The sequence below is a fragment of the Photobacterium aphoticum genome (genome assembly GCF_001029435.1).
GTDB lineage: Bacteria > Pseudomonadota > Gammaproteobacteria > Enterobacterales > Vibrionaceae > Photobacterium > Photobacterium aphoticum.
This window is the reverse complement of the sequence record NZ_LDOV01000010.1, coordinates 158,066-183,978: the sequence shown is the minus strand read 5'-3', so window position 1 is coordinate 183,978 and position 25,913 is coordinate 158,066. Positions and strand designations below refer to the sequence as shown.

Sequence of the window (25,913 nt, the reverse complement as noted above, 5' to 3'; positions counted from 1 at the left end):
CTAACCGCTTGCAACACCTCGCAAGCGAACCGAAAGCGCGGCCTATCCCGCGCTTTTTTTGTCGAAAAATTTTGGATGGATCCCCTCATGACAACTGCGCACCGCTTTGCCTTACCGACTTCGTTTGATCCTCGCATCAAACAGTATGATCCGACGCGCATGGTTATCCTGCCGCACTTTGCCATGCCACAACTCAACAAAACCCGTACGGTGCGCATTTACCTGCCTGCTGACTATGCCGAGGAAGCGCGCCATTATCCGGTGATTTACATGCATGACGGGCAAAACGTGTTTGAACCCCATTTGTGTATTTCCGGCATGAGCTGGCAAGCTGGTGAGCACCTCGATGCTTTGCAGCAACAAAATGATTTCAGCGGTGCGATTCTGGTCGCTGTTGATTGCAGTTCAGATCGGGAACAGTTTGGCCGTCGCGATGAGTATTCCCCCTGGCCGTATGAGCCTCAACCGGCACTGGCAAACTGGTCGGAATCAGCCATTGCGCAAGGTGGCGAAGGAAATGCCTATTGCCGTTTCTTGATTGACACTCTGAAACCCTACATTGATCAGCACTACCGCACCCTACCCGACCGCGAACACACCACGATTGCAGGTAGCTCCATGGGCGGCTTTATCAGCCTTTATGCCCTGCTGACCTACCCAGAGACATTCTCTCAAGCGGGTGTGTTCTCACCAGCATTCTGGTTTGCAGAAACCGCCATGAAAACGTTGATCGCCGCCACGTCCCGCGACTTCTTGATGGATTGGCCGGTTAAGATCTACATGGACATCGGCACCAATGAGAGCAGCGACCCAAGCAATCCGGCGTTTCCTGCACTGTACTATGACTTAGCGGTCGATATCGCCGATCAGTTACAGCAACTGAGTCCGGCGGTCAATTGTCGGTTCGATGTGGATCACGAGGGGATTCACAGTGAAAGTGCATGGGCAGCACGCTTTCCAGCTTTCTTACAGTATTGCTTCACGAACGGGCATACTTGTTTCGCGACCAAATAAAGGAAAAACCACCGATAAGCAAGCTGTGCCCAGATAATCAATGATCAATCAGTGATCGCAACGAGACTTCTCTTCGTACTAGTCCTTTGTGCAGGCTGGAAGTGTGTCTTATCCCTTCCTACACTCACAATAAGAGGGTAAACAGCGTGGTTCTTTATCAATGATGGACAATCACGCTGTTGCCATGACCGTCATCTTACTCGTTACCCGTCTCGGCCATATTGACGCGATATGGAGGATAAGCCATGAGCAACCATGACAGAATTGAGGATATCGAACAGCGCATTTACCTTGCCTATCAGGAAGGGAATTATCAGGAGGCTAAGTCTCTGGAAATTAAACTGAGCCGTCTGAGAGGGCGCAGTAACCTGTATGATGATCAGGGTCCCTACTCCTTAGAAGGGCGTACCTATTTGGACGATGACCAATAGCTGGAATCACACGTACTCAATATCGACACGTGATGTCGGATTTCGATAACCAGTTTTCCTCTTCACTGAGGGACATCTCACTTCCATAAAAAAAGCGCTGAGTCATCAGCGCTTTTTCATTGTCGTTTATCGCAGAAGGCGTACTCGATTAATCGGCCGCATTCACCAAGCCAGACTGCTCAACAGCCAGCTGCAACACGTGCTGGCCATTTAACATTGGGAATGACTGGTTAACTGCTGGCGTCGCAAACTGCAACTCGCCGATTTCCAGGCTAAAGCTTGGCTGCACACAGGTCATTGCCACCGCCTCACCGTCCACCGTACAGGTTGCTGTTACCGGATCAAACTCCACACAGATTGGCGTAGTGCTCGCGGCAAGGCTCACACAATGTTTGGCTTTCAGGTTATCCATCAACACGCAGTCAATCGTGATAGCGGCTTCGGATGCCACAGACACCATGAACACCTGCTTCTCTTCCACTTTCTGGAAGTCGACAACCAAACCATTGTTCTCGCCAAAACGCAGGGTCGTTTGTGCCTGTGTCCACACGCTTGGCAGACAAGGTGCGAACGTTACTTTGTGATCCAGCAAGTTTGGCTTAAAGCCCATGTAGTCTTGGTAACCGTTACGGGTAAACTCAGACACTGACCATGCCTGTGCGTACGTACCCGATGTGGTCACTTTGCCTTCGGCATTCAAGAATGCATCCAGGTTTTCACTCATGGTGCCACGATGACCAATGTACAGGATTTGCTCTGCCAAGTTCTGAGTCAACTGGTAGGCAAAATCCGCATAACCGTATTCCACCAAACTCGATACCGTAAAGCCGGCGTTCCAGCCCCAAATGGTGCCGTTATGGTAGGCGGCATCTTTGTGGTATTCCTCACGGTTCGCGTGGTATGGGTGGAAAATCGGATCGTGCTGAGACAGCGACGTGATCCCCCATGGGAACAGCAGCTCACTCACCGCATTTTTCACCACTTTGGCACCCACGGTCTTATCCAGCAGTGAGTTATCAAACGGTACGGTCAGCGTCATCAGCTGGTTGGTACGTACCTGCAAATCACGGCGGTTATCGGCATGCAGTCGGTCAGCCAGTAACTGACTGTCGGTATCCCAGAACATTAACTGGAAGCTGGCTTTCACTTGCTCAGCCATCACTCGGTAGCGCTCAGCGTTCGCCTCATCACCGGTCAGTTTGGCTAGCTCAACCGCCACCAGCAAGCTGGTGTACCACAGTGCCTGAATGTCGTTGGCACGATCGCCACGGGCAGACCACGGCAGACGGCCTTCCAGTTTAGCGTCCATCCACGTATCCGGATCGCGGTGCGTCATCAGCCCATAGACATCCAGATAGTGTTTCTCGATCCCGTCGATGTACGTCTGTACCACAGGGTAAATCGACTTAGCATAATCCGCATCGCCGCTATAACGTAAGTAATCCCACACTTCACGCACCATCCACGGCGTACCGTCAGTAGTGTTGTAAATCATGTTGGTCTTACTGGTTACACGGTTTGGAATACGGCCGTAGTTAATGTCAGCGGCATCTTGCATCTGCATTTGTGCAAAGTTATCAATGATGGTTTTCGCGTCATCAAAATCACCGTTCACTAACGTGATACCCGGTACGGCGATGAACGAATCACGGCCCCAGCAGTCTTTAAACCATGGCAAGCCGGCCCAAATGCCTTTGCCGTACTCGCTAGATACAAACACCTTACCCGCCGCTTTCGCCCACATCAGTGCACGGTTGTATACCATGTCAGATGTCCACAGGTAAGAATGGGTCAGCATGTCATACACTTGCTGCTGATGGACTGTCACGCCGTCGTTATCTAGCAGACGTGTTGCCTGTGCAATCGCCGCTTCTGCGGTTTCCGCAAAGGCCATGTACAGCGTCATGCTGTTGGTGGCCTGCTTGCTGCGTACAACCGGTTTAACATGGTGGCCACTGAAGAAAGCCTGCTCTTTCAGTGCTGGCGTATCAGCAAATGTGGTTTCTTCAAAATCAAAGCCGGTGTCGGCTGTCAGCGCAATAAACGATGGAGTGCCAGCCTGACGCAATTCAGGAGCCAGTGCATACACCACGCCACGTTCAAAAGCCGTCACTTCAGACGCGCTAATGGCTAGGTTCAATTGCGGGGCAATCGCCAACATCGCCGGTTGGTCTGCACGCACGGTGATCGCGGCATTGCGCTCGCCAGAATGCAGGCCAGAGAACAGCATCAGTGTTTCATCCGCTTGCGTCTTGGCGTGCTGATACGTATGGGTGATCCCGTATGGGAACAATTGTGCCTGCGCAGCATCCGGTTTCGCGTTCAGTTCACCATCAACGAAAGTGGCAAATGTGCCCAGATACCAGCCTTGCTTATGGCGGTATTTACCCGCAGCGACAAAACCGTGCGTAGTACCTTCGTAGTAACCATCTACGTTATCACCAAACACAAACGACGCACTGCTATCTAACGTAATCGCCAAGGCATCAAACAATGCCGATGGGGCCAATACCGCACCGCCTTTACCAGCCAGTGACTGCTTGTTGGCGGCCACATCGAAAGAGAACGCCATTAACGTACGGGCAGCTTCCTCTTCGGCATTATCGCCACCTTTATCGATGGTCATACGCAAAGCATCATCAGCCACCGCGAGTTGTACGGTGTACAGACCGGTTTCTGGTGCGTGGAAGACCAAATCATTACCAATCCCTTTAGCCGGGATCACCACTTGTGGTTGTGCAAGGAAACAGTCAACCGCTTTGTATTGATCAGCCGCAAAGCACAGATCTTCTGTTCCCTGCTGATCGGTAATTTTAAAACTGTGCGCATCCGCTGACAGGCAAACCACGGCCTGATAGACACCGTTACCTACGTAAGCCATTGGGGTATCGTCACCCCAACCATTAAATGTGCCTTTTACATACAGCTGCTCAGAAAATGGCGCTACGTCCATATGACTCATACCCTATCCTTACACTTGGCGTGCTCACACTGCACGCACAAAAATGCGCAATCCTCTGGGTGAGAATTGCGCAATGGTTGTTAATAATGCTTTACTTGCGAATTTGATCAGCGGCGGTATCTAGCGCTTCTTTTACTGTCTGGCGACCCAGCATGGCGTTTTCAATTGCCGCACCTTCTGCGAACCAGTACGGTGTCATTTCAGGAATGTTTGGCATGATTTCGCCATCTTCCGCATTCTGCATGGTGGCAGCAATACGGCTGTCTTTTGCCAACACATTTTGGAATGATTTCAGGGTGACCGCACCCAGTGGTTTATCATCATTCACTTTCGCCAGACCTTCATCTGTGATCAGGTAGTTTTCCAGAAACTCCACCACCAAATCCTGGTTCGGGCTCGCGGCATTGATACCGGCACTCAATACGCCAACAAATGGGTTTGACTTACCGCCATCCAGCGTTGGGAAGACAGAAACACCATAGTTAATATTGGATTTTTCCAAGTTGCCCCATGACCAAGGACCGTTAATGGTCATTGCCACGTTGCCTTTGTTAAATTCTGCTTCAGAAACGGCGTAGTCCATATCTGGGTTCACAACGCCCTTCTTCACCAAATCCACCAGGAAGGAAAGACCGGCTACACCCGCTTCATTGTTAATACCAATTTGCGTGCCGTCAAAACCGGTGTCTGTTTTCTTAAACGCGTAGCCACCGTTTGCTGAAATCATTGGCCATGTGAAGTACGCATTCTTCACATCCCACATGATGGCTTTCTTGCCTTTTGCTGCCATGGCTTTTTCAATGGCGTACAACTCTTCCCATGTCTTTGGTGGCTCAGGCAGTAGGTCTTTGTTGTAAATCAACGATGGGGATTCAAGTGCAATTGGGTAGCCCACCAACTTGCCTTCATACGTTACTGCATCCCAGCTGAAGTCCACCAACTTGTCTTTGAATTCCTGAGACGGTTTGATCTCTTTCAATAGACCGGCTTTTGCATACCCACCGAAACGGTCGTGCGCCCAGAAAATCACGTCAGGGCCACCGCCTGTTGCCGCAACCTGCTGGAACTTGGCTTCCAAAGATTCTGGGTACTGCACTTTTACCGCAACGCCCGTGTCTTCTTCAAACTGACGGCCGACTTCTGCCAGACCTTCGTAGCCTTTGTCACCGTTAATCCAGATCAGAATTTCGCCTTCCTGCATAGCCGATGCTGCCATTGGAAACGCCATTGCTGCCGTTAGGGTACACAGAGCAAAAGTTTTGGTAATACGCTTCATTCCATTCATCCCTTGTTCTTGTTGTATCTATTGTTTGATTGTCACAATATCGTTGTGACTTGTTGGTATACCCTCAAGGTACCTCCTACCCCCTAGAATGAGCATCCTCCTTCCGCCTACGCCCCCCTCCCTTTTCCGTCGTTTTGTGAATGCGGGCACAATTGGTGATCATTGCTAAGGTGTCGTTGGCGCACTCACGTAAAATAAGCGCATATCCCCCTCACAAAGCGCACGCGTAGGAATTTTCTTACAGCGCTAATTAAAGAGAAATTCAAAAGAAAATAAAGAGAAGGCTGTAAGTATATTTACTTCTTATTATTCATAAACTTAATCACCACCCAGTAAATTCAAAAAATTGCCAGGCTGACAGTTTATTGACAGCATTATGACGATTTCATCATTTTCTGGAAATTCGAAAAATACATATGGCAAAGCGGATACGGCTGATATAAAGTGCGCGGCTCTTTTATAGGGTTCTTATGCGCTGGTACTTTTAATTGAAAAACTATAGCTTTTTTCCACATAGCGATGGTGTTGATATTTTTACAGAACAATCATCTGTTAAAATGCGTTTTTTATTTCAGCCAATTTATCAACCAAAGACAAATGCCACAGTCTATTATGAAGTCCTGTCTCAAGTAGAATCGCAATCTGGCGATCAGTACAGCAGTGAAGATTTCTTCGCAAATATAGATAACGAATTCATAAAGTTGTTATCTATTTGTCAGTTAAACTATGTGGCAAATCTGGAAGCATTAGCAGCACCTGTATCCATTAACATTCCATTATCAACACTACTTGATGCCCATTTCATTCAACAGCTCGTTGATTTTTCTTGTCTGCCTTATGCGATAGAAATTACGATGATTGATACAAACTGTGAATCGTCGTTATTACAGAAACATATCAAGCAATTGAAAGAAGCGGGCATCATGATCTGGCTGGATGACTACCACCGTGACTTAGCTGAAGCGAACGACACACTAGGTGTTATTCCTTGGGATTTCATTAAGATAGACAAGACTTTCTTGCACCATTATCAAGATATCGACAGCTTGCGCGCCTTAGCCTTTACTCTGTCTCCATTCGCTGAAATGGGACTTATTTTTGAAGGTATCGAAACCAGTTTCGAAAATGATTTGATTGCAGGTGTGAAAGCCCTGGCTCAAGGCTATTATTTCAGTTTCCCGAAGCGTTGGGATGACATCGAGAACAAGACACAAAAATCCAGTAATGAAAAACTTATTCAAAACCAGACCCATCACACTCAATGGGACATCACGCTACAGCAAGCAGAGCATGATGAAACGCAATCACATTGTTTCCACTAATGGTCATGGTGCGATTTCCTATCACAAACATTTAGCGTTTTTTAAACCTGGTGAATTAATATTTATTCCAAAACATTTGGCGGTAAACATTTACGTTTTCTGTATTGATGGCAGACCACTACAAATTTATCTTCACAAAATAAGTGGGAATAAAGAATCAACACCAATCAGCGTCGATTTTATTAAGGCCATTGATGAAGTGTCTCGCTCATCAATAAGTACAAAATCAATGGTGATACAAGCGATTACTGCCTATTTTGACCAATCACACCATCATGACACTCCCTATCACGCCCAATCGCTCAGCGTGGTTGAAAAAATACAGCCATTAATTCGCGATGAGCTACAAAGAAAATGGTCAACCTCTGAAATATGCGCACAACTGTACATATCCAGTGCTTCGCTTTATCGGGCGTTAAAAGCGGAAAACACCTCTTTTACTGAGATATTGACCAATGAGCGCCTTAATGCCGCGAAAATTTTGCTTAAAAAGACTCATAAGAGCATTGATCAAATCTCTTATGAATGTGGTTTTCAGAGCCAATCTTATTTTGCAAAGAAATTTAAAGCGAAATTTCACATATCCCCTACCGCATTCAGAAAGAAAAACCTTTGAAACGTTACTCTTTTCTCACAGACAAAGGGGTCACCGCCTGCACACTCACAGGCGGTAGTAATGATTCTCTGTAACATTGCTCACTGAGAGCGCCCTTTTCGCGTACAGACAAACAACATCACAACGGTTCTTCTTTCAACCCTAACCGTTTTGCCAATGGTTCAATCGCCCAGCCTTGCAGGACGACAGAGATCAGCACGACAAAAAACACAATGTGCATGATGGTTTGCGCATGCGGTACACCGGCAGCAGCAGGAATAAGGGCAAAAACAATCGGCGTCGCGCCTTTTAAGCCAATCGCCGCGATAAACGTTTGTTTCTGCCAGGAAGCCCGTCGAAATGGCAAATAACACAGCCATACGGCTAACGGTCGTGCCACCAGCATCAACAATACCGCCGGTAAGATCGCCAGCCAGATATCCCCCACCATGGCTAATGGGAAGAACTGCAACCCCAAGATGATAAACATAAGTGCCTGTGCCAACCATGAAAGGCTGTTAAAGAAGTGTTTGCTCACTTCTCGCCCACGGCGCACGCCATTACCAATCACCACGCCAGACACATAAGCGGCTAACAGAATATTGCCGCCTATCGCATCGCTGCCGTACGCTGCCAGTACAAAACACGCCAAAATGAATACCGGGATCAAGCCGTATTCTTCTAATCGATGATGATTGAGTAACCACACACATAATTTGCCTATTAGCCATCCACCGGCAAGTCCCACCACGATTTGCTGTGCCAAAGTTAATGCCAACATACTCGCGGATACAGTCTCACCCGCAGAGAGCAACATTTGTGTCAGCACAATCACAAGCACCAAGGCAACCGGATCGTTCGTGGCAGATTCAAACTCCAAGACGGTGTCTGTATTGTCTTTCAGCTTCAGCTTTTTGGACTCTAAAATTGAAAATACCGCTGCCGCATCGGTAGACGCCACAACCGCCGCAAACAGTAAGCACAAGAGTAAATCCAACTGCAATAGGAACGCGAGGCTGCCGCCCAATATCCCCGTGGTGAGCAACACGCCAAAGGTAGACAACATGCCCCCTTCTTTATAGGCAATCGCGATATTGGCGTTTTTCGTGTTCAGGCCACCGACAAACACAATCACATTTAACGCAATACCGCCAATCAGAGACGTCACAGCGAGATTGTCATACACTACATTCCATTCCCCGTTACCAAATGCCAGCCCTATCCCCATAAAGATCAACAGCGAGGGAATACCTAAGGTTTTCGACGGTTTATGTAATAAAATCCCGACAGCCACCAACACGGCGACACCTAATAACATGGTTTCTACACTGACATTGGCGGTCATCTTTTCCCTCCCCGGTTGACTCAATCATGTTGGCGGCTTTTACGGACGCTTTTGTGAGTGCTATTTTATGATCGCCACATAACGCATCATTTTATAAAACACTGAATGAACGTGAGTTATCACATCAACACATCAAAACCGCTAATTTGTCCTACTTTTTGTTATCTATTCATGGTGTTAGCCAAGTCTAACAAACTCTTTCTTATTTACCTGTATGGCCGGTAAACAGCAGGAAGATCTTATAAAATAGGCAGTTTTTAGTGACTTTCTTGAGCCTTAGCCAATCTCAACTACGCTTTAAAACAGAGACCAGATGCGTATATCGCTATACAGGTCATGGTCTCGGCTCTCTCACTATCAAGCATGGCAGGTTTCTGTCGGTGAACCACCGTAACAGGAGTAGTATGATGAAAGTAAAAGCGTTATTGATCGCCTCTAGCATTTTGTTCGCGAACATGGCCTTTGCATCAAACCATTGCACTTGGTATATCCAAGACCGTGGCTGGTGTACCCCTTATTTCCCCGCCAGTAGCAGTCAGCCCGCCCCCAAGAAAACAGAGATAGACTGTGAACAAGTGAAGCAGTGTCAGGCGAAATAATGCCCTCAAATGGCTAACCTATACAGCCAAAGACAAGTACAGCGAAACACCAGTACAACGTAATACTAGGCAAAAGCCACTGACACAAAAAAGCCGCGATTGAACGCGGCTTTTCGTTGTATGCATGCAGTGACCCGGCTAGGGCCACCACTATTGTGAATAGCGACTACTTGTCACGCTGAAAAATCAGTGAGGCCAATGGCGTAATGGTCAGCGGCAGGCTACCCAGCCCGTCTTTGACGGTTAAGGTGGTGGTGTCCTCGCCATACAATTGCTCTGTCAGTCGGTATTCGCCATCCGCCAACTGCCACGCATCAATCAATGCTGCCGGTATATGCAGAGTCAACGCCGCTTCTTTGTTATCAACGACTTGATCACTAACACCGTGATCTCCAACAACTTGGTCACTAATGGCTTGTTCATGAGCAACAACGCTATCAGCAAGGTTAGCGACCACCAGCAATTGCTGCTTGTCATCATAACGGCTGAAAGCAAACAGTTTGTCGCCATAACCCGTATTCTGAGCGGCATTTTGCTCACGGTTATAGCGGTGTATTTCTTGATAGTCCCCCATCAACGCCGTACTGGATAGTGTGAAAGACAGCAAGCGCTGATAGAAATCACGTAACGATGTTTCTTCTTCGCTCAGTTGGCCACCATCAAAGGCACCGTTATTCATCCAACGTTGGTGATGCGGTACACCGGCGTAGTCAAAGATAGTCGTGCGAGAAGGCTGACCAAAACCTGCCATTTCCGCCCCAGGCTCACCCACTTCCTGACCAAAGTAGATCATGGTCGGAGACGTACTCAAAGTGGCAGAGATTAACATCGCAGGTTTGCCTTTTTCGGCGCTACCGGCAAATTCAGGACTGGCGACACGCTGCTCGTCATGGTTATCCAAGAAATGCAGCATGTGGTGTTCTATGTCCATGAGTTGTTCTTGTACCACCACAAGATCATCGGTTGAGCCATGGCCCTGCATGATCCCTTTTAGCGTGTCGTACAGATCCACTTTGTCATACAGGTAATCCATCTTGCCCAAGTGAATGTAATCGCGGTACAGATCCGGTTGGTACACTTCTGCCATCAAAAAAGCATCCGGGTTCGCCTGCTTGATGGACGCATTCATGAAGCTCCAGAACTCAACCGGCACCATTTCAGCCATGTCGTAACGGAAACCATCAACGCCCATCGCGATCCAATACAACGCAATGTCGCGAAATTTCAACCACGAATCCGGCACACTCTTCCCTTGCCAGAAGGCAAAATGTTCGGCATGTCCCAACGTGCGGTAGTCTTCCGGCAAGCCATCAAAATCTTTACTGCCATCCGGACGGATCCCGTAATTCACTTTTACGGTTTCATACCAATCATCAAACTGCGGCTGCGCTAAACGTGAACCATTCCCCGTCCATTTCGCCGGGTATTCCTGATACGGTGTCGCCAGATCGGGATGCACTTCTCCGCCTAAAGGCTGATAACCATCCACCGCTTCCGGCAATTGGAATGCTTGCCCCGGAATGTAATAGAAGTTGTTATCACGATGATATTCCACGTCGGTGTTATCACGCGCACCGAAGTCCTCAACGCCTGCGGGATTGTTTAGCCCCTGATAACGTCGAGCAATGTGGTTCGGCACGATATCAATGATCACCTTTAAGCCATGTTGATGACTACGGGCAATCAACGCCTGAAACTCTTCCAGTCGACGGGCCGGATCCTCTGCTAAATCAGGATTCACGCTATAGTAATCTTTCACCGCATACGGCGAACCTGCACGGCCTTTCACCACAGCAGGGTGATCGCTTTCAATACCGTAAGCGGTGTAATCGCCGACTAAAGCATGGTGCGGTACGCCGGTATACCAAATATGGGTGACACCCAGATCCTTAATGGCAGCCAATGCGGTGTCGGTAAAATCATTGAATTTACCAAGGCCGTTTTCTGCTGCCGTGCCCCACGGACGCTGCATGGTGTGTGTATTACCAAATAAACGGGTAAAGACCTGGTAAACAACGGCTTTCCCTGCTGGTGCATTAACATGATGAGTTGACGAGGAGGTTGTGGTCGTTGCGGTTACTTCTGTCATGATAGGTTTTCTCGATCCTTGCGAAAAAGGCAGACATCCGCCTGCCTTTCCTTCTGTTACGTGTGATGTGAATAGGGGTAATGAAGCGTGACAATTAACGCTTAATCAATTGTAAAAACGTCGCTTCTGCGCTGGTTGAACCGGCTCGTTTGGCCTCTTCCATCAATGTCAGCGCTTTTTTCATGTCATTATTGTCTACGGCCGTTTTAATCTGCTGGTTATAGAATGCTTCGCTCTCAGGCAACATGGTTGCCCCTGTAATTGCCACCGTACCGGTTGACGGTTTAGCAATGGCACTGGCCATTACCGGTTTCGCTTGTGGTTTTAGCGCTTGCTCTGGATTAGGCACTGCATTAACCGCTTTCGCTCCTGATACCAATGTTTCCGCAGCTTGATCCGCCATGACGACAGGCTGAGGCACCGCATTCGCGCGGTAAGAGCGTAACGTCAACGGTTTCAAATCCAACTCGAAAGTACCGAACTTCGCATGCTGAATCGTTGGATCCGTCACCATCGGACGCGCCAAACCTAACTCTTCAGCACGCACGCGCTCAGGGTGAGGAATTTGAATCTCACCGACGCGGTAGTCTTTCGGTGAATAGATCACCATGTAAGGCGTTGTCTCTTGTTCCATCACCAAACGGGTTTGGTAGCTGGCTAAATGGAACATGTCCGATAATTTCACCTCGAAATCATCCAATGTCTGGGTGTCGACCACCTGAAACTGTGGATTCAGCAACAACACTTTCGGTGCAAACACCCCCACACTGCGCATCCAGCTGGCAATCTCTACCTGCATACGTTCAACGTTTTCAGGCAACACAAAACCTGCAAAGTAGCTTTTACCATCAGGGAAATCCCCTACCTGTGAATATTCATCAATGGCAAAATCAATTTCGTTACCGTTGAGTGGGATCCAGGCGAATTCACTGTAGTTACTGCAACACGCCGGCTGACTGATGGTCACGTCTTTCACTGCTGTAGTCTGAGGGGCAGCAGCACAGCCAAGCAAGGTGGCCGCTAACAATGCAGCCAATGTGGTTTTAATTGTTTTCATGTTGTCTCCATCTCCTTTCGGAGTCTGTCCACTGTGTGGTTCGTTTATGTGGATCGCATTTTGTGGATCACGTTGCCGTGGATCGTTTGTTTGTCTATCGCAGTGTGGATGTGTCGTACATCACGGGGGATAAGGGGTATATACCTATCGATGCTAAATCTGATTTATGCCTAATAACCATTTTCACAAACAGAGATATACCGCTTATCTCACTTGATCTCTAACGGAAAAAGGCAGCCCGGGGGCTGCCTTAAGAGAAATGTGATTTAGAACCAGATTTCCGCGTGAACACCGAAGATAGTCTCGTTGTCACCGTCTTTGATACCTAGGTGACCCGCACTTGCCGCGTCATCCGCTTTAATGTGGCTCACGTACGGTTTAATTTGTGGACGACCGAAGTAGTCTGCATTTACCGTAAATACCGCTGCCACTTCACCGTTCAGGATTTGGCTTTCTACTGCATCGCCAGTACGGCCCCAGTAACCTTCTTTACCGTTTTCGTAACCGTAAGAAGCGGTGAATTCCCAACGGAAGTTATCGTTCACTTTGTAAGTAGGACGAACCGCAATCAAACCACGCTGCAGATCTTCTGCACCAAACAGTGTATCAAGTGCCTGGAACCAAGTGATTTCAGAACCCATCTGCCAGTTAGTACCTAGGTTTGCCACACCGTATGTGGTGAAGAATACAGATTCATCAGAGTCTGGTGCAGAGTTCCAGCTACCGAAGTTCAAACCACGGTTAGAAGCCAGACCTTTACCGTAAGTCAGACCCGTCTGTGACCAACCATCGAAGCCGTAGTAAGACGTGTTGTAGGTTACACCTACGCCCACACCGCTATCCGCTGCATCGCCGTCTTTGTTCGCTTGGTGCATCACTTTCAGATCGAAATCCAGTGAGCCGCCCAAGCCTTTCACGCCGTAGTAGTAGAAATCCAGTGAGCTCAGTGTAGTACGGTCACCATCTGCAATACCGCCTTGTGCAGGTGGCACACCGTCAAGTGAACCTGCTTCTGGGTCAGCAGAAACGATAGCAATACCACCGCGTTGACCGTCGTTAAACTTGGTTTCGAAACCTAAGCCTGTACCTGAAGACTGTTTCCAGAATTCGCCTGACATACCACTTGCATTACGGTTTAGGAATCGACGACCAGACCAGATCTCTGTATCTGCTGGCAAGTAAGGCAAGTTGCCCAATGCCACGTACGCTTCTTTAATCTCAAACTGTGCGCTGTTGTTCCATTTCTGGCTACCTGGCGAGCTGTAGTAGTACGAATCACCGTTACCGTATTCAGCACGTACAATGAAGTCACTGTATACGCCGTTTGCAAATTCAGTGTGTTTCTTTAGTACAAATTCAACTTGCGCACTACTCTTACCGTAGGTGCCTGCTGTTTTATAATCTGGCTTACCGAACTCAGTATCGAATGACTGACCGTCATTCATACGGTAGTTCATCGAACCGTAACCGTGGATTTCCCATCCATCAGTCAGAATATCAGTGGCAGACTCAGCAGCTACGTTGTATGAAGTAAGCGCGGTAAGCAGTGCCGCTGCTACAGGTACTAACTTGTGTTTCATTGGAATGTCCCTTTATTTTATTTTTATCTCGACGGCTATCTCGCTGTCTTTTCGGAGCCTATATTCAGGGCAGGTACAGTTTCATACATCCTCCTGAAACAGGGAGGAGATGGGAGGAGGATGGGGGCGTAGAAAAAAGGGAGGAGGAAGGTTCCGTGATACGCCTCACGGTCGATAGGCGTACGTCTGTAAGAAAATTACGAAATCCAACAAAAAAGTAAGAGTTCTATCAACAAATATCCGCTTTACTGACACAAAAGCTTAATTAATTTCTTTTGAATTAATTTTAAAAAAAATGATTGCTTGACTGGGCGAAATTTCGCGATTAAATAGCAAAAAATATGTGTAAATTAGCTAAGAGATAAACAGGATGTTCGCCACATTAGCGCAGCCGTTTCCACTGGGAGCGACATTATGTGATCATGGTTGTAATTTTTCTCTCCATAATCCTGACAACAAAAATATTAAACTGGTCTTATTTAACGACAATCAATCGCCACGTCTTATTTCACTCGATAATCAATATGGCGATATTCGTTACACCTTTGTCGAAGGGATCGCCGAAGGACAAGTCTACGGTTATCAACTGGAAGACAAAGACGGCCTGAGGTTACTGCTTGACCCTTACGCACAAGCGTTAAATGCCACGCCGCATTATGTCGAGCCATTTACGGCAGAACAGAGCTGGGAGTTTGCTAAATCTGTTGTCGTCAAACATGATTTTGACTGGCAAGGCACCACCCTGCCGCAGATCCCACGCGAAGAAACCTTGCTGCTGGAAACCCATGTTAAAGGCTTTACCAAGCGCCACCCAGAGATTGATCCGGCGTTACGCGGCACTTACTTAGGTCTGTGCCAACCGGAGATGATTGCCTTTTTCAAAGAGCACGGCATCACCACCTTACAGTTGCTGCCCGTGACATCCTGTATGTCTGAGCCGCACCTGCTAAAGATGAACAAGGTCAACTTCTGGGGCTATAACAGCTTGTGTTTCATGGCACCAGAACCACGCTATGCCCTGCACGATGCGGTCACTGAGATGAAAACCATGGTCCGTGAACTGCACCGCCATGGCATTGAAGTGATCATGGATATCGTGTTTAACCACACGGCAGAAGGCGGTGAAGGCGGCCCGATATTCCACTTCAAACGCCTTGATAAGCACTATTATCTACAAGACGGCAACAAGCATTACCGCAACTATACCGGCTGTGGTAATACAGTGGATCTCACCTACCAGCCAAGCTTGAATATCGTCCTTGATACCCTGCGCCATTGGGTTACCTATTATAAGATTGACGGTTTCCGCTTTGATTTGGCCTCAACCCTTGGACGAGAAGGTGATCGTTTTAATACGAACAGTGCTTTTTTCAAAGCCGTCGCCCAAGACCCGGTATTAAAGCAAATCAAATTAATTGCTGAGCCTTGGGATGTGGGGCCTGACGGTTATCAATTAGGAGGATTTCCTCGCGGGTGGAACGAGTGTAATGATAAATACCGTGACACAGTTAAAAGTTATTGGCTTTGCAAAGAAAATAATACCAAAGAATTTGCCACCCGAATTATGGGCTCACGGGATTTATTTAGCGCTGGCAAATGGCCAGATAAATTACCGGTTAACTTTATTTCTTATCACGATGGTTTCACGCTGCAAGATTTGGTGAGTTATAACCAAAAACATAACCATGCCAATGGTGAAAATAACCGGGATGGCCATGGTGATAACCGTTCTTATAATCACGGGATGGAAGGCAAAACCACTAATTTCGCCGTGCTTTATCGCCGGGAGCGTCAAAAACGCAACCTGATGGCGACGTTACTGTTCAGTTTTGGTATGCCACACATACTGGCGGTGGATTTGCTCTCTCATACTCAAGGGGGCAACAACAACGCGTATTGTCAGGATAACGCCATCAGCTGGGCAGATTGGGCTATTAACAAAGATCATGATGAGTTCCGCCACTGGCTGGCCACACTGATTGCCGCCCGTAAGGAAATCATGGTGCCGTTTATTCGCGCCTTCAGTGGCCCAAAACGCGGCAATCACCGCATCAGTTGGAAACGTTCTGATGGCCATGTGATGAACGGAGAGGACTGGCAGAAAATTGAAGCCTTCGCCCTCTTCCTTGGGTTGAGAAAGGATGGCGCAGAAATGATGTTTTTGATCAACCACTCAACCATCCCGACCCGTTTCCGTTTGCCGGCCGGTGAACGTTGGCGCATTGTGTGTGATACCTCTGAAGGCACACATACTACCCGTCAGGTACAAACCACTTATATGCAAAGTGCGCAGTCGATGACGATTTTGTATCGGGATGAGTGTCAGACAGAAACGAGAACCTAGAAACGAGAACTTAGCCGCCTGATAGTCTGTTGTACACCAACGTTAAGGTGAAACAGGCCGTCAGGCGGCTTTTGCTATCTGTACGTTTAGCCACTACATCGCGGGAACTTGCTCTTTACGCACTTTCAGACTGGTGAAAATGGCACGTAACAAAGCAAAGTTCATCAGCAACACCACCAGCAAGGCGGGGAAGCCCCCCAAGTTCGACATCATCTTGATCCCATCAATGCCAGAAAATGCCGTCATCACCCACGCAATGGTTGCGATAATCACGCCCCACAATATTTTCAGACGACGCTTCACCGCTGCACTTTGCAATTGCACGGAATACGTCTGCAGATTAATGGTTTTCTTTTCTGTGACATCTTTGGTCATGCACAAGGTCGCAATGGCTTCGGTATTGGAATCGGCCGCCGTCACATACGCTAAAAAAGCCACCGCCACAAACACCATGATCAGCAAGGCCGATAACGGCAATTGATCCAACAAACCATAAATGACCGCCCCGGGGCCACTGCTATTGAGTAACTGATAGAATGCGCCATTGTGCTCAAAATCGAGGGTTAAAATGGTGCCGGAGAAAATCGACATCCACAAAATGGAAAACAACGCAGGAATACACCAATTCACGATAATAAAATCACGCACCGTGTACCCTTTGGCGATTTTACCCAAAAATAACGCCACGATCGGCGCCCAAGACAGCCAGTTGGCCCAGTAAAATACCGTCCAACTCATCGGCCAATTATCGGTATCGGCAAACCCGACACCCAAACTGCGCGTCACAAATGTCGCCAGATAATCCCCCAATGCATCCACGGAACGCTCAATAATGGTCAATGTCGGGCCAAAGACCAGCGCCATCACCGCAATCGTGACAAAGAAAATGGCATTAATGGTCGATAAGCGTGCAATACCGCGTTGTAAGCCAGAAACTGACGACGCCACAAAGCAGATCATAATGACGGCAATCACAACGCCAAGCAGGAAGATATTGTCATCCAAGCCGGTGATCTTACTCACCCCACTACTGAGCACTAAAGCGCCCGTCCCCAGCGAGGAAGCCATGCCTGCCACCAAGGCAAACATGGCAAGCGCATCGATACCACCGCCTACCCGATTGGCCATGCGGTTTCCCAGCACAGGGGCAATCGCGCTAGACAGAGAAAACTCACCGCCCTTACGGTAAAACGCCAAGGCAAAAGCCAGCGCGGGCACCGCATAAATGGCAAAAGGGGTCACCGACCAATGCAGATACATGGTCGATAACGCAAACTCTGCAGCCGGTGCCGATTGCGCCGCCATGCCCAATGACACCGGTGGTTGATACAAATGATAGAGCGGCTCTGCCGTACCCCAGAACAGCATACCTGCAGCCGTGGTGGTACAGATCGTGATCGCCCCCCAGCGCCATTTCGTCAGCATGGGCGTGGCCTGCTCGCCGCCAATGCGTTTTCGCCCTAATGGGGTGAACAGCGCCAGCAGTAACGTCACCACCATCAATAAACCACCGCTGGAAAAAAGCCAGGAAAAATGATTGAGGATCCAATTGTTAATTGCTGTTGTCACGGTAAGAAAACCGGCCAAATCAATGAAACTCGCCATCACGGCGGCAATCAATAAGATCATCGGCGGTAAAAATACCCGCCATCGAAGTAAACTCTTCATCCTAGACTCCTTGAGTTATGCGTTTTTTTGATGACAACAACGTGCGATGTACTGTGCTTGCTTACTCCATAGAAAAGGCTTGCTCAGCGGAAGATAACGCCTCCGCCGATGATAAAAAGGCGTACACATCCATGGGTACCGTGTGAGTGGCGCGTTTGAAAATGGGCGCATCGGGATCGGTATTCACGGCAATCACCCGCCTCACCTGTGCGATCCCTGCCTGAAATTGGACCGAACCGGAAACGCCCAGCGTCACGACACACTCGGCTGATATCGCCAGACCTGAAAGCCCAATTTGATAGGCGCGGTCACACCATCCCAACTCCACCAAGGCACGAGTACAACCAAAGGCTGCACCCATGGCATGGGCAAAGGCTTTGACCCGTGCGACATCGGCCTGACACTTCAATCCACGCCCTGCGACCACAACCACTTTTGCCGAGGCCAATTGCTGAGACAGTGGCAGTAACGGTGACGATAAGGCATGCGAATGCACGGTATGCGAAAAGTGATGCCGATCCATCACCTGCCACACACTGCGCACAGGCGATTTGCACCACGTCACCCGTGGCACATCCGAAATAGCGTGAGCCTGTGAATTCTGTTCAAAAGGGGCAATTAAACGCGAACGGACGGTCACCATTTGCGGACGTGTAGAGGGGGTAATAATCCGCGCCATGATTTCGCCACCGAAGGCTGGACGGATTTGAATCAAATCGCCATTGCGGCGCATGCGTAGTTCGGTACAGTCGGCGGTTAACCCGGTTTGGAGACTCGCGGCAACCCAAGGGGCAATGGCTTTCCCCTGTGCCGTTGCAGAAAACAGCACCACATTGTACTGCCCCGCTTCAATGACCTCTTTGACCGCCTGCCCCTCACACTGTGGATCCCCTGCGCGATAACACGGCTCTTCATAGAAAAAGGCGTCTTTGATGGGGAGTCCCGCGATTGAACGGGGATCAATCTTGTCACCCATGGCAACCAAAGAAAGCGGTTCTTGGCGTGCCTCTCCCAGCACCATTGCCCACTGCACCAATTCCAACGTATCACGGGTTAACCGGCCATCTTCGTCCAATTCAGCCACCACCAGAATGCCGAGATAAACCTGTTTCGCACTGTCGTCCATCGCCTGTGCGTGATAAACAATCGCCTCATGCTGACAGGCAGGAATACACTTCCGGCAATACCGACAATTTTCCGTTAGGGTCATCAAGCCATCATGCAAGGACAACGCTGAAAACGGACAAGATGGCAGGCATTCTTCACACCCGTCACAGCGTGCAGGATCAATACTCATGCGTCGCATACGACCTCCTGCATTACATCGAGCACCTGCTGTGCGATCGCCGCATTCGTACCTGTAAGCGTTTCACACGCATGATCGCGCTGACGCGGCACATACACCCGCTCTACTTCCGTGGCTGAGCCCGCTAAGCCATACCGAGCTGGATCCTGATCGGCCAGCGCCTCTAACCCGATGCTGTGCCAGGTTTTCTTTCGTGCGGCCAATTTCTGTTTCAGTGAGGGCACTCGACAAGGAAAAGCAGCCATATTCACCACCAGCAAAAGTGGAAAAGGCACAGAAAGGCTTTGTTCAATCAATGGTGTGCGCTGGCACAATTGCAGATGGGTGGCAGAAGCATTCAGCAAGCGATCCACATGGTGGACATGCGGGATCCCTAAATGGGCCGCCAATGACGGGCCGACTTGTCCGGTGTCACCGTCTGTGGACTGTTTGCCACAAATCACCACGTCATAATGCTGCATCGCCAATGCTTGCGATAAGGTATAAGCCGTGGCGAGCACATCCGCTCCGGCAAAATGCGGGCTGGTGACCAGATACCCGTTATCCACACCCAGTGCGAATGCCTGTGATAACACCGCCCCCGCTTGCGATGGCCCCATGGTGAACACATCTATCTCGACCTGTTCATGCCACTGTTTCTGAGTATGCGCCTGAACCAGTTCATGCCCTTGTGGCGAGTACAAGGCTTTAAGTTGTAATGCGGCTTCAAGCGCAGCGGCATCAAAGGGGTTGAGCATGCTGTCGATGCCCACACGTTGCAGTGACTTACCCCCGCGAGACGTATCGCCCATCAAGCTTGCAGCCGCCACCGGAACCTGTTTCACGCATACGGCAATTTTCATACCCGCTCCTCATTCATACAAGCACGTCGCGTGACGTTCAGCGTCTGAATGTGAACCAGCATGAGTCAAGGGCGGGTTAACCACAAAACAGTCATAGGCTTGAAGTCGATTGTGCGGGTTAAACACCCCGTGAGGATCAAAGGCGGCTTTTAACTGACGATACGCATCATGATAAGCAGCAGGTAGATGAGGCAAAATTGCCGCTGCTTTCAATTTGCCAATACCGTGCTCCACACTCAATGACTGAGGCAGACAAGCTAACGCTGTACTCTTTTTCTCTGCATTCAGCTTTACATCCGCAGCCTGTTGGACAAGTTCATGCAAAATGGCTTTTACCGCTAACTGTTGCGCTTCGCTGTTATCGGGCAACAAATTCAAATGCAGGTGATTATCAAGGGCATGACCAAACAAGGTGTAAGCTACACGCTCAGTCCCATTTGACGGATGATATAAATGGCTTTTATAGCGTTGCAAGGTCTCACTGAAGCTGCCTTCAATTTTCAGATCCGTCGCAATTTTCAACGACATGGAAACAGCTGGATCCCCACTGGACGAAGACATGGCTCGCTGTAGGCGCAAGGCATTGCTGACTTCGGGGGCGAGTAAACGCAACTGGCGCAAACGCGCGTATTCACTTTCATCCATCGCCGCCCACATGGCGTCTTCTTCAATCCCCGCCTCCATTAAGCGCATCAGCAAGGTTTCACACCAATTTTCCACGGCGTCTACATCGTGGTGGTGCAATTCCAAATACAACGCCGCCTGGCTCCCCGCCGGAAACAACGGCAATGACTGTAGTGTGGTCATGTGTACCCGTTGTAATGTCATTGCTGCGAGCATGGAGCTATCGAGATATTCCAGCGCAACCAAAGGGTGAGAGTATCGAGCGTCTAAGATGTCGGTTTTCAAGCTGTCTGCAAAAGCGGCCGCGTCGGTATCCTGATGAAAAAAAGCCACGATGGCCCAGCGACATACCGGAGCCGGTTGCAACGCCAAAGTGATCCCGGTGATCACGCCCAGCATCCCTTCTCCTCCCACCAACACATCCACCAAATCGGCATTTGCGGATAAGCCTAATGCACGAGGATCAAAAGACAGCATATCGCCCATTGGGGTTTGGCAGGTATGATCATGAAACACATACTCACCACGATGAATCGACCAAACCTGGCCGTCTGCATCGACCCACTCTAACCCCGCCACATGCTGCCCTGCTCGTCCATAGCGATGACCGCAAATCCCCCCGGCATTATTGCTGACAATACCGCCTATCGACGCTTGTGCTTCTGACGGATCCGGTGGCCAGAACCATTTTGTCTCATTGACGGCACGCAACGCCGCTGCATCGCCCACCACATCATTCTCAATAAGGTGCGCAAAACCGCTTTCCAGTTCGGCATTTAACGCCGCTAGTGACAATCCGGGCGCAACCGTTAACAGCAAGGTCGCCTGTTGTGTTTCAGTTTCCTCAACATATGCCAGCACCCGAATCAGATTGAGTTGCTCTAGCACCATCACATGCCCGCCCATGGGCACACCTGCGCCGGTAATACCGGTTCGGCTTCCCTGACAAATCAACGGGATCTGCGCCTGACAACACGCTTTCACAATTTCTGCCACATGCGCTGTTGATGTCGGAAACGACAAACTGTCCGCCCACCCGGTCAAACGCGATTCATCTGACAGATACGCATGATATTTGGCCTCAAACGGCACGACACCTTCAATCGCCGCCAACGCAGGTGGAACAGAAACTGGCGAGAGTACTGGGGAATCTATGAAATCAGGCATCAGCAAGCTCCTTGTTTGAAGGCGAAATATCAGAATGACGAGAGTGCGTGGTTAGCTGGGGCGATGAGTACGGTGCCAGATAACCCGCTAATGCATCGAGTAAAGGCGGCAGCAGAGCGTGTAAATCGCCAACCAAAGCCACATCGGCTTGTGACAACATAGCGGCGACAGGATCCTTGTTGATCGCGATGATCGTGCTGCTCTTTTCGATCCCAGCTTGAAATGCCGACGCGCCCGATGCCCCTGCCACAATGCACAGATCCGGCGCAATCATATGGTTTGATACCCCCACTAACGCCGCCATCGGTAGCCATGCGTTTAACACCACCGGACGGGTGGCTCCTACGGCAAAACCTGCCGCTTCCGCCACTGCAGCTAAGGCTTCGCATTGTGCTTTGCTGCCTACGCCTTGCCCTAAAATCAGTACCTTTCGCAAAGACTGCAACGGAGAGGTCGCAGCTACTCGCCGTTGTTGGCGTAACTGGCAGCGAGGATGAGCATTTTTAGGAAACAAAGTGTCACTCGATACACGCAACCAGGTCACTACGGAAAGTTCTGAGGGATTCGCTTCTGTAGCGACTGTCGCACGAGCGCTCACCAATAGTGGCAACGTGGTGGTTTTCAGTGTCAGGGATAAGTTTTCCGCATAGGTTGAGCGCGTGACGGCCCATCCGTCTGTAAGATGCTGGATCTGTTGTACATTCACCGCATGTGCAAACTGATAACGAGCGCCCAAACGGGTGACCCATTGCGCCGAATGGGCACCAAGCGCAAACACAACCAATGTCGACTGTGATAGCGCTGTCACCGCTGCATCACACGCAGTCTCTGTCATCGTCACATCTGGATGATTACCCGACTGACTCGCCCCGAATGCCAGCGCAAACAGTTGCTGTACGGCACAGGCGGAGGTTTCCCTATCATTATTCAGCTCGTCATTCAGCGCCTCTTCAGCCGTCACGCCTTCGCTCAGCTCAATCACGACACACGGTGTGGATTGAGGTTCTGCCATAAAAGGCTTGAGCCACTGCATCCAATGCATTGACTGGGCACGAGCAACCGGATTGCCTTGTTGCGTGATCACCGTAATGGTCATGCGCGATCCTCTTTTGCAGACAGCGCCTGAACAGCCTGTTCAACCCACGATTCAGCCTTTTCGCTGTCACTGCTGGTAGCCGAGGGCATCTCTACCCATATGGTTTGACGCTGGCTCTGTTTCATCGTCAATGTAGTCTCGTTCAAACAAGGTGATGAGGGTGAAATCGCGATACTTTGCGTTATCAACGGCTGTTTTTTGGCTTCGAGTTTCTGTTTCAGGCTGGGTATGCGCAGGTATTGTGCCCCTGCGACATTGCCCACCAATAACACCACGGGCGGTTCTACCTCGTAGTGCGATTCCATTTCTCCCTCTACCGTGGTGACATGCAAAACTGGGGAACCAAAAGGCGTTTCATTCACATGGAAATCCACCACCTGTTCCAAGCAGGGATACCCCAAATGCTCTGCAAGCAAATACCCGGTTTCACCGCTGCCACCCACAGCACTTTGCTGGCCTAGCATAATCACATCCATCTGCTGTTGCTGCGCATAGTGTGCTAACCCTAATGCCACATCATGCGCATTCGTAAACCTTGCGTCATGAAAGGCTGCGGCGTCTGGATGTAACTCAGTAATATCAGCAGGCGTTACCGTTAAGCGTGTGACGGGTGAAAAGCCCAATGCCATCACCTGACGCAATAACGTATCTGGCGTGCTATTGCCCACCGTGACGGCTTGCATCGTGATATCGGCAGCCACCTTTTCGTTAATAAAAACGGAGGGTGGAGAAACTGAGGCAGAAGGAAAAGAAGAAATGGAATCGGCCGTTTTTGCAGCGTTCTTGTGTTCCTCACAACGGAGCGTGAGTTCGAGCGCTGACTCATCATAAGGATTGAATTGCTGGCGTAACCATCCTAACGACAATGGATGATCCCCAACGACGGCCACCTCCTGCATTTTCGACGCAGAAGGTGATGATAGTGATGGCGTGGTGAGTGAGGATTGACGTTGGCCCTCAGACCAACGTTCAATCGCACTCTGCCATTCCTGTTGCGGTAGCTGACTGACATCAGCCACCGCTTTGAAACAGACGAGGATCTTCATTACTTCGCCGTTTCGGATTTAACAGGATAGTTCGGTACTGGGAAGATGGTGCCGAAGTTCATGATGCCATTCGGGTCGAATTGCTTCTTCAGCCCTTCCAGCATGTAGTAGGCCCCTGTACCGTGCTCTTCCTGTGTCCACTGGGTACGGTACTTCCCTAACCCGTGGTGGTGACCCACAGAGCCGCCTGCTTTCAGTGTTTCTTCAATGATGATGGTGTGAATGGCATGGTGATAGGTCATGCGTTCCGCTTCTGGCCCACACGCTTGCACGCTGTAGTCATACACGAAGTAGACGTTTGTCCCGGTGAGGTAGCTGTGTGACGAGTGGCCACCCAACATGGTGATGTCATCCATGTGCGGGTATTCACGGCGAATACGTTCCAACGCATTGACGTAAATGTCGTAGATACAGCTCCAGTTACCGGAGACTTCGGTAGTAAAGCCCATGTGGTGGTTAGCCAAAATGTGCTTACGCTCTTCTTCCAGTTTTTCTGGGCCCCAGTTCAGTTGATTGAACCACGCTTCAATGATCTTGCCATCGACCGGCGTACATTCGTCCGCATACGGTAGCAATAGCTCATCAATCCCCGCCACCGTTGCATCTGCCAGCAACTTGTTCCCTTCTGCCATGAAGATCAACACGCACTGATCCGGCGCAAACTGATCGAAGCCATGCTGGGAGCCATCTTCCGCATCGTACAGACGCGCAATTGACGGATGGTAACCGTTCACCATCACTTCACGCAGGATCTCAAAACCGGTTTTCATGCTATCCAAGCGGTACGCACGGAACTGATTGTATTGCGGTGTATATTTGAACAGTTTGACGGACACTTCTGTGATAAAGCACAGCGCCCCTTCGTTACCGGTAATGATATGGCGAATATCAGGGCCACAGGCACGACGCGGTACGTTCTTGATCTTGGCTTTGTGGCCGTTCGGGAATACCGCTTCCAAGCCGACCACCATGTCTTCGATACCGCCGTACAAGGTGGAGAACTGGCCGATACTGCGTGTCGCGACCAAGCCACCCATGTGGGCAATCGGTTTAGACTGTGGTGAGTGACCAGTTGTCAGCCCCAGTTTGCGCACTTCATCTTCCAGCACTTGTAGCGGCACACCACATTCAGCCGTGGCAATCATGTCTGTTTCGCTGATAGCAACGATGCGGTTCATTTCAGAACCATCAATCACGATAGAGTTTTCAACGATAGTTTCCAAACCGCCCTCTGTCGCACTGCCCCCGGTACGTGGCACACAGTTAATTTTATGCTCATTACAAAAAGCCAATAATTGTGATACTTGGTCGCTATTTTGTACTTTTACTACTGCAGCCGGTAACGGTAATTCATAAATACCCATTATCGTTTCATATTTACGGTATCGGTCGTGGCTATTTTCTCTTAATACTTGCTCATCAGTAATGACTTTTTCCGGGCCCACAATATTAGATACTTGATCGACAATCTGTTCACGCGTAATAGACATAATATTCCACCTATCGAATTAAATTAAATGTGTTGTATTTAAATTGAAACT

At 49.4% G+C, this 25,913-nt stretch carries 19 protein-coding genes; 6 read left to right on the top strand and 13 right to left on the bottom strand.

Going from position 1 to position 25,913, the window contains the following annotated elements; translation table 11 throughout:
* Positions 1-87 precede the first annotated feature (87 nt).
* The gene (locus ABT58_RS04820) at positions 88-1,014 is read left to right on the top strand and encodes an alpha/beta hydrolase (RefSeq protein ID WP_053062970.1); all 927 of its coding nucleotides are present in this window, start codon (positions 88-90) and stop codon (positions 1,012-1,014) included.
* 245 nt (positions 1,015-1,259) lie between these two features.
* Entirely contained in the window at positions 1,260-1,445 is a 186-nt protein-coding gene (locus ABT58_RS04815) for a hypothetical protein (protein ID WP_047873211.1), read from the top strand.
* Between the two features lie 148 nt (positions 1,446-1,593).
* Here the strand turns inward: ABT58_RS04815 and ABT58_RS04810 are convergent, their stop codons facing one another.
* Together ABT58_RS04810 and malE are read right to left on the bottom strand one after the other, a co-directional pair.
* Positions 1,594-4,407, bottom strand: coding sequence for an amylo-alpha-1,6-glucosidase (locus ABT58_RS04810; RefSeq protein WP_047873210.1), 2,814 nt, complete (start codon positions 4,405-4,407; stop codon positions 1,594-1,596).
* 91 nt (positions 4,408-4,498) lie between these two features.
* The gene (gene malE, locus ABT58_RS04805; RefSeq protein WP_047873209.1) at positions 4,499-5,683 is read right to left on the bottom strand and encodes a maltose/maltodextrin ABC transporter substrate-binding protein MalE; all 1,185 of its coding nucleotides are present in this window, start codon (positions 5,681-5,683) and stop codon (positions 4,499-4,501) included.
* Between the two features lie 497 nt (positions 5,684-6,180).
* On the opposite strand from malE, the gene ABT58_RS04800 reads away from it, so the two are divergent.
* Both ABT58_RS04800 and ABT58_RS23405 read left to right on the top strand, forming a co-directional pair.
* Complete coding sequence (locus ABT58_RS04800) at positions 6,181-7,014, top strand: EAL domain-containing protein (RefSeq protein ID WP_146147213.1); 834 nt, start codon at positions 6,181-6,183, stop codon at positions 7,012-7,014.
* Complete coding sequence (locus tag ABT58_RS23405; RefSeq protein WP_053062968.1) at positions 6,986-7,630, top strand: helix-turn-helix transcriptional regulator; 645 nt, start codon at positions 6,986-6,988, stop codon at positions 7,628-7,630. The genes ABT58_RS04800 and ABT58_RS23405 overlap by 29 nt, the downstream gene beginning before the upstream one ends.
* Positions 7,631-7,748: 118 nt before the next feature.
* Here the strand turns inward: ABT58_RS23405 and ABT58_RS04790 are convergent, their stop codons facing one another.
* Entirely contained in the window at positions 7,749-8,954 is a 1,206-nt protein-coding gene (locus ABT58_RS04790) for a potassium/proton antiporter (protein ID WP_047873208.1), read from the bottom strand.
* Positions 8,955-9,358: 404 nt separating this feature from the next.
* On the opposite strand from ABT58_RS04790, the gene ABT58_RS04785 reads away from it, so the two are divergent.
* On the top strand, positions 9,359-9,553 hold the full coding sequence (locus ABT58_RS04785) for a hypothetical protein (RefSeq protein WP_229821514.1): 195 nt from the start codon (positions 9,359-9,361) through the stop codon (positions 9,551-9,553).
* Positions 9,554-9,719: 166 nt separating this feature from the next.
* Here the strand turns inward: ABT58_RS04785 and ABT58_RS04780 are convergent, their stop codons facing one another.
* The 3 genes from ABT58_RS04780 to ABT58_RS04770 form a co-directional block, all read right to left on the bottom strand.
* Complete coding sequence (locus tag ABT58_RS04780) at positions 9,720-11,642, bottom strand: alpha-amylase family protein (protein WP_047873206.1); 1,923 nt, start codon at positions 11,640-11,642, stop codon at positions 9,720-9,722.
* Positions 11,643-11,736: 94 nt separating this feature from the next.
* Entirely contained in the window at positions 11,737-12,699 is a 963-nt protein-coding gene (locus ABT58_RS04775) for a MalM family protein (protein ID WP_047873205.1), read from the bottom strand.
* 266 nt (positions 12,700-12,965) lie between these two features.
* Positions 12,966-14,279, bottom strand: coding sequence for a carbohydrate porin (locus ABT58_RS04770; RefSeq protein WP_047873204.1), 1,314 nt, complete (start codon positions 14,277-14,279; stop codon positions 12,966-12,968).
* Between the two features lie 370 nt (positions 14,280-14,649).
* Here ABT58_RS04770 and glgX point away from each other — a divergent pair, with 370 nt between their 5' ends.
* Complete coding sequence (glgX, locus tag ABT58_RS04765) at positions 14,650-16,623, top strand: glycogen debranching protein GlgX (protein WP_047873203.1); 1,974 nt, start codon at positions 14,650-14,652, stop codon at positions 16,621-16,623.
* Positions 16,624-16,716: 93 nt separating this feature from the next.
* Here the strand turns inward: glgX and ABT58_RS04760 are convergent, their stop codons facing one another.
* From ABT58_RS04760 to ABT58_RS04730, 7 genes are all read right to left on the bottom strand, one after another.
* Entirely contained in the window at positions 16,717-18,291 is a 1,575-nt protein-coding gene (locus ABT58_RS04760) for a BCCT family transporter (RefSeq protein ID WP_047873202.1), read from the bottom strand.
* Between the two features lie 61 nt (positions 18,292-18,352).
* Complete coding sequence (locus ABT58_RS23400) at positions 18,353-19,597, bottom strand: FAD-binding protein (protein WP_082210961.1); 1,245 nt, start codon at positions 19,595-19,597, stop codon at positions 18,353-18,355.
* A complete protein-coding gene (locus tag ABT58_RS04750) occupies positions 19,585-20,439 on the bottom strand; it encodes an electron transfer flavoprotein subunit beta/FixA family protein (protein ID WP_047873201.1) in 855 nt (284 codons plus the stop codon). The genes ABT58_RS23400 and ABT58_RS04750 overlap by 13 nt, the downstream gene beginning before the upstream one ends.
* Positions 20,440-20,448: 9 nt before the next feature.
* Positions 20,449-22,230, bottom strand: coding sequence for an FAD-binding oxidoreductase (locus ABT58_RS04745; RefSeq protein ID WP_047873200.1), 1,782 nt, complete (start codon positions 22,228-22,230; stop codon positions 20,449-20,451).
* On the bottom strand, positions 22,223-23,326 hold the full coding sequence (locus ABT58_RS23395) for an FAD-binding protein (protein ID WP_053062966.1): 1,104 nt from the start codon (positions 23,324-23,326) through the stop codon (positions 22,223-22,225). The genes ABT58_RS04745 and ABT58_RS23395 overlap by 8 nt, the downstream gene beginning before the upstream one ends.
* Complete coding sequence (locus ABT58_RS04735) at positions 23,323-24,372, bottom strand: adenine nucleotide alpha hydrolase family protein (RefSeq protein ID WP_047873199.1); 1,050 nt, start codon at positions 24,370-24,372, stop codon at positions 23,323-23,325. The genes ABT58_RS23395 and ABT58_RS04735 overlap by 4 nt, the downstream gene beginning before the upstream one ends.
* Positions 24,372-25,862, bottom strand: a complete 1,491-nt coding sequence (locus ABT58_RS04730; protein WP_047873198.1) for an FAD-binding oxidoreductase — start codon at positions 25,860-25,862, stop codon at positions 24,372-24,374. The genes ABT58_RS04735 and ABT58_RS04730 overlap by 1 nt, the downstream gene beginning before the upstream one ends.
* Positions 25,863-25,913 lie beyond the last annotated feature (51 nt).

Excerpts from the sequence above, each read along its gene's own strand:
- ABT58_RS04745 (WP_047873200.1), bottom strand. The coding sequence starts at position 22,230 with ATGCCTGATTTCATAGATTCCCCAGTACTCTCGCCAGTTTCTGTTCCA.
- ABT58_RS23395 (WP_053062966.1), bottom strand. The coding sequence starts at position 23,326 with ATGACCATTACGGTGATCACGCAACAAGGCAATCCGGTTGCTCGTGCC.
- ABT58_RS04790 (WP_047873208.1), bottom strand. The coding sequence starts at position 8,954 with ATGACCGCCAATGTCAGTGTAGAAACCATGTTATTAGGTGTCGCCGTG.
- ABT58_RS04735 (WP_047873199.1), bottom strand. The coding sequence starts at position 24,372 with ATGAAGATCCTCGTCTGTTTCAAAGCGGTGGCTGATGTCAGTCAGCTA.
- ABT58_RS04760 (WP_047873202.1), bottom strand. The coding sequence starts at position 18,291 with ATGAAGAGTTTACTTCGATGGCGGGTATTTTTACCGCCGATGATCTTA.
- glgX (WP_047873203.1), top strand. The coding sequence starts at position 14,650 with ATGTTCGCCACATTAGCGCAGCCGTTTCCACTGGGAGCGACATTATGT.
- ABT58_RS04775 (WP_047873205.1), bottom strand. The coding sequence starts at position 12,699 with ATGAAAACAATTAAAACCACATTGGCTGCATTGTTAGCGGCCACCTTG.
- ABT58_RS23400 (WP_082210961.1), bottom strand. The coding sequence starts at position 19,597 with ATGCGACGCATGAGTATTGATCCTGCACGCTGTGACGGGTGTGAAGAA.
- malE (WP_047873209.1), bottom strand. The coding sequence starts at position 5,683 with ATGAAGCGTATTACCAAAACTTTTGCTCTGTGTACCCTAACGGCAGCA.
- ABT58_RS04815 (WP_047873211.1), top strand. The coding sequence starts at position 1,260 with ATGAGCAACCATGACAGAATTGAGGATATCGAACAGCGCATTTACCTT.
- ABT58_RS04770 (WP_047873204.1), bottom strand. The coding sequence starts at position 14,279 with ATGAAACACAAGTTAGTACCTGTAGCAGCGGCACTGCTTACCGCGCTT.
- ABT58_RS04730 (WP_047873198.1), bottom strand. The coding sequence starts at position 25,862 with ATGTCTATTACGCGTGAACAGATTGTCGATCAAGTATCTAATATTGTG.
- ABT58_RS04780 (WP_047873206.1), bottom strand. The coding sequence starts at position 11,642 with ATGACAGAAGTAACCGCAACGACCACAACCTCCTCGTCAACTCATCAT.
- ABT58_RS04785 (WP_229821514.1), top strand. The coding sequence starts at position 9,359 with ATGATGAAAGTAAAAGCGTTATTGATCGCCTCTAGCATTTTGTTCGCG.
- ABT58_RS23405 (WP_053062968.1), top strand. The coding sequence starts at position 6,986 with ATGAAACGCAATCACATTGTTTCCACTAATGGTCATGGTGCGATTTCC.
- ABT58_RS04750 (WP_047873201.1), bottom strand. The coding sequence starts at position 20,439 with ATGAAAATTGCCGTATGCGTGAAACAGGTTCCGGTGGCGGCTGCAAGC.
- ABT58_RS04820 (WP_053062970.1), top strand. The coding sequence starts at position 88 with ATGACAACTGCGCACCGCTTTGCCTTACCGACTTCGTTTGATCCTCGC.
- ABT58_RS04810 (WP_047873210.1), bottom strand. The coding sequence starts at position 4,407 with ATGAGTCATATGGACGTAGCGCCATTTTCTGAGCAGCTGTATGTAAAA.